The 1,354-nt window shown below is 68.8% G+C and carries 3 protein-coding genes; 1 reads left to right on the top strand and 2 read right to left on the bottom strand.

What is annotated here, in order from left to right; genetic code table 11:
- Positions 1 to 397 (bottom strand): magnesium chelatase domain-containing protein (locus E5198_RS21130; RefSeq protein WP_305956079.1); only part of this gene is annotated, 397 nt, incomplete at its 3' end.
- Positions 398 to 431: 34 nt separating this feature from the next.
- Positions 432 to 692: an accessory factor UbiK family protein gene (locus E5198_RS21125; protein ID WP_136491709.1), complete on the bottom strand. Its 261-nt coding sequence runs from the start codon at positions 690 to 692 to the stop codon at positions 432 to 434.
- A 490-nt stretch (positions 693 to 1,182) separates the two neighbouring features.
- On the opposite strand from E5198_RS21125, the gene E5198_RS21120 reads away from it, so the two are divergent.
- Positions 1,183 to 1,354, top strand: a 172-nt coding sequence (locus tag E5198_RS21120) for a P-II family nitrogen regulator (RefSeq protein WP_305956088.1), incomplete at its 3' end; no start/stop codon positions are given.

Raw genomic sequence — 1,354 nt, 5'->3', positions numbered from 1 at the left:
CGGCGGCGCGGGCGGCCAGCGCCGCCGGCAGCACGCCGCGCACGGCGCGCAGGGCGCCGGAGAGGGCCAGCTCGCCGAGGCACTCGAGGTTTTCCAGGCTGGCGGCGGGCAGCTGGCCGCTGGCGGCGAGGATGCCGAGGGCGATGGCCAGGTCGAAGCGGCCGCCGTCCTTGGGCAGGTCGGCGGGGGCCAGGTTGAGGGTGATGCGCCGGCTGGGGTAGTCGAAGCCGCAGCTCTGGATCGCGCTGCGCACGCGGTCCTTGCTTTCGCGCACGGCGGTTTCCGGCAGGCCGACCAGGGTCAGCGAGGGCAGGCCGTTGGCCAGGTGGGCCTCGACGCTGACGGCGGGGGCGTCGATGCCGAGCTGGGCACGGCTGTGGACGATGGCGAGGGACATGATCGCTCCTTGATCGGGTGTCCCGGGGCGGCGCTTACGGCTGCGGCGGCTCCAGGCGGGCTTCCAGTTCGGCGACCCGGGCCTCGAGGGCCTCCAGGCGCGCGCGGGTGCGGGCCAGTACCGCCATCTGCGCGTCGAATTCGTCGCGGCCGACCAGGTCGAGTCTGGCGAAGGCGCCCTGCAGCAGGGCCTTGAACTGGGCCTCCAGTTCGGGGCGCGGCAGCGGCGAGTCGGCGCCGAACAGGCGGCTGGTCTGGCTGGCGAGAAGGTCGAGAACGGCTTTGGGCGGCAGCATGGCGGTCTTCCATCAACGGGAGCGGCCAGTCTAGCAAAGGCGTCGTCGCACCTGCGACGTGCGCGCAGGGCAGCGACGTTCCAGAGGGGTGCGTGGCGGCGCGCCGGCTGCGCACTTTCATGGTGCGTTCCGCTGTGGGAATGGTGGCGCGCTGGGCGTTTTTTGCCCTTCGTTGTGGGCGTTGCGCACTGTTGTGGTGCAAAAAACGGCGGCGGTCCCCCTGGCGCGCCCGGGTGGCGGGATAACTCCCTGAAAAAACAGCAAATGCGAAAAGCTGGCAAGGATTCTGCTTATGCCTGTACAGCCGGTGCCCGGGTGCAAGAGCGTCGGGCAGGGCGAGGCAGGGGAGTGCTTCGCCAGCAGCCGCCGGCCGACGTTGAATCCAGCCTGCGCGGCGTCTGCCACCTGTTACAAACGTCGGACTCTGCGCTTAGACTTGTCATGGGTTCGTTGTTCCTGGGGCAAGTCCACCATTACGGGAGAAACTTTCATGAAGCTAGTCACCGCCATCATCAAGCCGTTCAAGCTCGACGACGTGCGCGAGTCGCTGTCGGAAATCGGCGTGCAGGGCATTACCGTCACCGAGGTCAAGGGCTTCGGCCGTCAGAAGGGCCACACCGAGCTGTATCGCGGCGCCGAATACGTCGTCGACTTCCTGCCCA

Origin of the sequence: Pseudomonas sp. A-1 (genome assembly GCF_004801855.1) — a bacterium.
Classification (GTDB): Bacteria; Pseudomonadota; Gammaproteobacteria; order Pseudomonadales; family Pseudomonadaceae; genus Geopseudomonas.
This window is presented reverse-complemented; position numbering and strand designations above follow the sequence as displayed.

Coding starts and splice junctions, on each gene's coding strand:
- E5198_RS21125 (WP_136491709.1), bottom strand. CDS start 692: ATGCTGCCGCCCAAAGCCGTTCTCGACCTTCTCGCCAGCCAGACCAGC.